The organism is Pedobacter sp. BAL39, from assembly GCF_000170795.1.
Lineage (GTDB): Bacteria > Bacteroidota > Bacteroidia > Sphingobacteriales > Sphingobacteriaceae > Pedobacter.
Genome location: NZ_ABCM01000026.1, coordinates 67,935 through 74,243, shown reverse-complemented (window position 1 = coordinate 74,243; position 6,309 = coordinate 67,935). Strand labels below are relative to the sequence as shown.

The 6,309-nt window shown below is 44.8% G+C and carries 3 protein-coding genes; all 3 read left to right on the top strand.

Going from position 1 to position 6,309, the window contains the following annotated elements:
• Positions 1–14: 14 nt before the first annotated feature.
• The 3 genes from PBAL39_RS22775 to PBAL39_RS22765 are packed head-to-tail and all read left to right on the top strand — an operon-like array spanning position 15 to position 6,308.
• Positions 15–4,811, top strand: a complete 4,797-nt coding sequence (locus PBAL39_RS22775) for a T9SS C-terminal target domain-containing protein (RefSeq protein WP_039867502.1) — start codon at positions 15–17, stop codon at positions 4,809–4,811.
• Positions 4,812–4,814: 3 nt separating this feature from the next.
• Positions 4,815–5,810 carry a type IX secretion system membrane protein PorP/SprF gene (locus tag PBAL39_RS22770; RefSeq protein ID WP_039867501.1) on the top strand — a complete coding sequence of 332 codons (996 nt, stop codon included), beginning with the start codon at positions 4,815–4,817 and terminating at the stop codon, positions 5,808–5,810.
• Between the two features lie 60 nt (positions 5,811–5,870).
• Positions 5,871–6,308, top strand: a complete 438-nt coding sequence (locus tag PBAL39_RS22765) for a hypothetical protein (RefSeq protein WP_008246103.1) — start codon at positions 5,871–5,873, stop codon at positions 6,306–6,308.
• Position 6,309: the final 1 nt, after the last annotated feature.

The following is a 6,309-nucleotide window of genomic DNA, read 5'->3' as shown; positions in this document are numbered from 1 at the left end:
CGGTAACCGTCACAGTGAATGATCAACCAACTGTTGCCGATATTACAGTTGCTGATGATGTAATCTGTGCAGGAGGTAGCTCAACGCTGACCGCATCAAGTGCAATCACTGGGGCAAGATTTACCTGGTATAGCGATGCGACTTTAACTAATGTAATTTCTACCAATGCTACCCTTACCGTAAGCCCAGCTGCTACCACTACATATTATGTAAGATTGACGAATGTTTCCGATTGCTTCACTGCCGGTAAAGCAGTAACGGTAACCGTGAATGACCAACCAACCGTTGCCGACATCACGGTTGCAGATGATGTAATCTGTGCAGGAGGTAGCTCAACGCTGACCGCATCAAGTGCAATCACTGGGGCAAGATTTACGTGGTATAGCGATGCGACTTTAACTAATGTAATTTCTACCAATGCTACCCTTACCGTAAGCCCAGCTGCTACCACTACATATTATGTAAGATTGACGAATGTTTCCGATTGCTTCACTGTCGGTAAAGCAGTAACGGTAACCGTAAACGACCAGCCGACACTTGCCGACATCACAGTTGCAGATGATGTAATTTGTGCCGGGGGTAGCTCAACGCTAACTGCATCAAGTGCCATAACAGGTGCGAGATTTACCTGGTACAGCGATGCAGCTTTATCTAATGTGATCTCCACCAATGCAACGCTAACTGTAAGTCCTTCAACAACTACTACTTACTACGTAAAACTTACCAATGTTTCAGATTGCTTCACTGCCGGTAAAGCGGTAACAGTAACCGTGAACGACCAACCAACCGTTGCCGACATCACGGTTGCAGATGATGTAATCTGTGCCGGAGCTAGCTCAACACTAACTGCATCAAGTGCCATAACAGGAGCGAGATTTACCTGGTATAGTGATGCAGCTTTAACCAACGTGATCTCTACCAATGCTACCCTTACAGTAAGCCCATCGGCAACAACTACATATTATGTAAGATTGACCAATATTTCCGATTGCTTCACTGCCGGTAAAGCAGTAACGGTAACAGTAAACGACCAACCTACACTTGCCGACATCACGGTTGCGGACAATGTGATTTGTGCAGGAGCTAGCTCAACGCTAACTGCATCAAGTAACATAACAGGAGCGAGATTTACCTGGTACAGCGATGCAGCTTTATCTAATGTAATCTCCACCAATGCAACGCTAACCGTAAGCCCTTCAACAACTACTACTTATTACGTCCGACTTACCAACGTTTCCGACTGCTTCACTGGTGGTAAAGCGGTAACGGTAACCGTGAACGACCAGCCAACCCTAGCTGATATTACAGTTGCTGATGATGCGATTTGTGCCGGAGGTAGTTCAACGCTTACTGCATCAAGTGCTATAACAGGAGCGAGATTTACCTGGTACAGCGATGCAGCTTTATCTAATGTAATCTCCACCAATGCAACGCTAACCGTAAGTCCTTCAACAACTACTACTTATTACGTCCGACTTACCAACGTTTCCGACTGCTTTACTGGTGGTAAAGGGGTAACTGTCACAGTGAATGACCAACCAACCGTTACCGACATCACAGTTGCTGATGATGCAATTTGTGCAGGAGGTAGCGCAACGCTAACTGCATCAAGTGCCATAACAGGAGCGAGATTTACCTGGTACAGCGATGCAGCTTTATCTAATGTAATCTCCACCAATGCAACGCTAACTGTAAGTCCTTCAACAACTACTACTTACTACGTACGACTTACCAACGTTTCCGACTGCTTCACTGGTGGTAAAGCGGTAACCGTCACAGTGAATGACCAACCAACCGTTGCCGACATCACAGTTGCAGATGATGTAATCTGTGCAGGAGCTAGCTCAACACTTACCGCATCAAGTACGATCGCCGACGCCAAATTTATGTGGTATAGCGACGCGGCTTTAACCAACGTAATCTCTACCAATGCTACCCTTACAGTAAGCCCAGCTGCTACCACCACATATTATGTAAGATTGACTAATGTTTCCGACTGCTTCACTGCCGGTAAAGCGGTGACGGTAACAGTAAACGACCAACCTACACTTGCCGACATCACGGTTGCCGACGATGTGATTTGTGCCGGAGGTAGCTCAATGCTAACTGCATCAAGTGCCATAACAGGAGCGAGATTTACCTGGTACAGCGATGAAGCATTGTCTAATGTGATTTCAAATACTGCGACCCTGGCAGTAAGCCCATCAACGACAACTACATACTACGTTAGATTGACTAATGCTTCGGGTTGTTTCACCGGTGGTAGAGCGGTTACGGTAACAGTGAATGACCAACCAACCGTTGCCGACATCACAGTTGCAGATGATGTAATCTGTGCTGGGGGCAACTCAACGCTAACTGCATCAAGTAATATAACAGGAGCGATATTCACCTGGTACAGCGATGCAGCTTTATCTAATGTAATCTCCACCAATGCAACGCTAAACGTAAGTCCTTCAACAACTAGTACTTACTACGTAAAACTTGCCAATGTTTCCGATTGCTTCACTGCCGGTAAAGCGGTAACCGTCACAGTGAATGACCAACCAACCGTTGCCGATATCACAGTTGCAGATGATGTAATCTGTGCGGGAGCTAGCTCAACACTTACCGCATCAAGTACGATCGCCGACGCCAAATTTACTTGGTATAGCGATGCTGCTTTATCTAATGTGATCTCAACCAACGCTACGCTAACAGTTAGCCCATTAACAACGACCACCTACTATGTAATCTTGACTAATGCTTCGGATTGTGCTACGCCGGCCAAAGCGGTGACTGTTACTGTACATGCGCTACCTGCCGCTGCAAATGTGTCAACAACACAAAACGCATTTTGCACAGGTGGAAGCAGCATCCTTATATCTTCAGTTGCGTCAGGAAACCAATGGTTTTTAAATAATGTACTCATTCAGGGTGCCACTTCAAATACTTATGAAGCCAAAGCTGCTGGAGTTTATTCGGTAAGGGTAACCAATGCAAATGGCTGTTTAAGTCCGGTATCGAACAACATCACTGTAACTGAGGTTTCGTATCCTTCAAAGCCTACAATCACCGAGGGAACCCAGGTTGTACTTTGTGAAAGTCAATCTGTGACATTAACTTCATCTGCACCTACAGGCAATCAGTGGTTCAAAAACGGCGTTCTGATTCCTGATGCAACTAATCAGCAATACATCGCCACTGAAGCCGCCAACTATACCGTTACCACAAAAAATACGACTGGTTGCGAAAGTGAAGCGTCTGCGGCCACAGAGCTGAACATCAATCCTGCTCCTAAAGGTTTTAATGATGTGATCAACAGCCTTACCTGCGGACAATCGTCTTTCAGTTATCATTTGCAGAATGACAACATCAATGTGATTTCAAAAGGTGGAAACGCATTGCCTGCATCATTTAGCTGGACAGTGAGCTCCACAATGTCAGGTGCAGAAAACGGTAGTGGGGATGAGATCAATGCAACGTTGATCAATACCACAAATCAACCACAGCAGGTAATTTATACCGTCACACCAAGAGGCATAAATGGTGGTTGCCAGGGAGCGCCATTTACTATTACGGTAACGGTTCCGGTATGTTTAGACATTTCCATTGTTAAGGCGGCAGACCGCAGCAGCATTGCAGAAGTCGGCGACCGGATCAATTACACGATTACTGTAACCAATAATGCCAATGCAAGTCACCATGATGTGGTTGTTGCTGATCCAATGCTTGGAGGTACGCTGTCTCGACCAAGAGGGGACAATGGCAATCGGATTTTGGAGCGTAATGAGACCTGGACTTACACAGGTTCTTATGTCATCAAACAGGCTGACCTTGACAATAACGGTTTGCCATTGATCAACTCTGGGAAAATTGTCAATGTTGCTTCTGTAGTTTCAGCAGAATATACCACACCAAAATCTGCTACTGCTGAGGTCGCCATCCGGACTAATCCGGCCATCACCCTGGTGAAATCGGGAATGCTCAAAAGAGATCTCAAAACAATTGCTTATACATTTATCATCACCAATGCTGGTAATGTGACACTTAAGAACCTGGAGCTGCAGGATGCTAAATTGGCGCCCCTTACCGTATCTCCAGCAGTAATTGCGCCCGGAGCATCGGTAGTGGTTACTGCAGATTACACCATTACAGATGAAGAGAAGAGAACAGGAAATGTTCGCAACACCGCAACTGCAACAGGTTACACCAATACAGGAATCATGGTCTCAGATGTATCAGGTACCGATGCAACGAACGATACACCAACGGATCTGGATATTTTAAGATATCCTACCGCAATAGATGATTTCGCAAGGACAAAAGCTGATGTGAAGGTGGAAGTTCCGGTAGTGAATAATGACCTTCCTAGCCTTTTCCCACTCGATGCTTCCACAATAGATATCATCATGCAGCCATTAAACGGAATTTTGGAAATCAATCCGGATGGCAGAGTGGTGTATATTCCTAATAAAGGCTTCTCCGGGAAGGACACTTTTACGTATAAGATATATGATGAAAATGGTTTGCCATCTAATACGGCTACAGTGACGGTCACTGTGGCACCACCGGATCTAGATATCCCTAATACTTTCACACCAAATGGTGATGGTAAGAATGATACTTTCCAGATCAAAGGAAGAGAAAATTATGATACTATAGAACTTGCCATCTTCAACAGATGGGGGGACGAAGTATATCGGAATAAAAATTATAAAGATGAATGGGATGGGGCGGGCCTGAATGAGGGTACTTATTTCTATGTCATCAAATTGAAAAAGGGTAGTGTGGAGGAATCCCGCAGAAGCTGGATATTGTTAAAAAGATAAAAAATGAAAAGTTTACGTTTGTGCTTACTGGTATGTCTCTTCTGCGCTTTGTGCAGCAGGACCAGTGCGCAGCAAAATATTCAATTCACTCAATATGTATTCAATAGTTTAAGTATCAATCCTGCATATGCAGGTTATAAAGAGGAATGGTTTGCTCAGCTTGCGCTCCGTGCACAATGGGTGGGAGTAGAAGGTGCACCACAAACGGCATCTGCTTCCTTAGATGGAATACTGGATCCCCGCGACCGGAGGATGGGGCTTGGAGTGCAGGTTTCTTCGGATAAAATAGGACCACAGTCTGCCGCCTCAGCAACAGTAAATTATGCTTACCGATTGCAGCTGGATCAGGATGACACCAAGAGGCTTAGTTTTGGTTTGGGAATAGGTGTAGCACAGTATAGCATTAAAGGAGAACTCCTGACTACCTATGATCCTGATGATGTTGCAGTTCCTGTGGGTAATGCAAGCAACCTGGTGCCAGACCTTCGACTTGGCATATTCTATAATACTGATTTCTGGTATTTTGGTTTATCTGTGCTCGATGCATTCTCCGGTTCGAACAGAAACCAGACCATCAGCTCAAACGCTTCTATGAACATCATCCGCAGTCGCCATGCCTACCTTATGGGAGGAACATTGATCAATGTGAACCCAGATTTCAGGCTAAGGCCAAGCATACTGATTAAAGATGATTTGAAGGGGCCTACCAGCGTGGACTTTAACGTCATGACAATTTTCAGTGATAAGATCTGGCTGGGCGCATCGTACCGGACAGGGCTTAGTTTGTGGAAGACGGGATACCAAAGCAATAATCTGGGCAAGCAGAATTCTATATCGGGAGTCGCACAGGTTTATGTAAGTGAACGTTTCCGCATCGGTTATTCTTATGATCATGTAACCAGCCAGCTCGGTAGTAACCAGAATGGTTCTCATGAACTGACCATGGGGCTTACTTTTGGAAGGGTCCCAAGAGCGATGATCTGTCCGAGAGTTTTCTAAATATCATGATGATATTCTCAATTAATATGATATATTAGTTGAGACCTTTTTCAACACCTCATGTTCGACGAGCTAAATAAGTACAAAAAGAGCGGAAACTTTTTCTTCAGGGCTACTGATAGTCTAACTGAAGTATCTAATGTTCCTGCAAATAGATATGGCGTTTATTTGGTTTATGCGTTATGCAAAGGAAGGGTAGAACTTATTTATATCGGACGTTCGGGAGTTCCGCCGAAAGATCAGCAACCTGCGGCCAAAGCAAAAAATATAGTTGATTTGAAAAGAGACATCATTGATGGTCTTCAATTTGGAGAGACGGAAAGGAAAAATGCCTGGCCGATCCAGATGATGGTGGAGGACATTGACGCATTGCATGTCCATTGGTATGTCACAGTCGATAAAAAGAATGATGACCTTCCATCATACATGAGAACTAAAATCATGCAGATCTATCAAAGCATTTACGGGAAACGTCCACGTTGGAATTCCGGTATCTGAT

What these genes read in the sequence shown, in the direction of transcription:
- PBAL39_RS22765 (WP_008246103.1), top strand. Translation starts at nt 5,871, where the DNA reads ATGTTCGACGAGCTAAATAAGTACAAAAAGAGCGGAAACTTTTTCTTC.
- PBAL39_RS22770 (WP_039867501.1), top strand. Translation starts at nt 4,815, where the DNA reads ATGAAAAGTTTACGTTTGTGCTTACTGGTATGTCTCTTCTGCGCTTTG.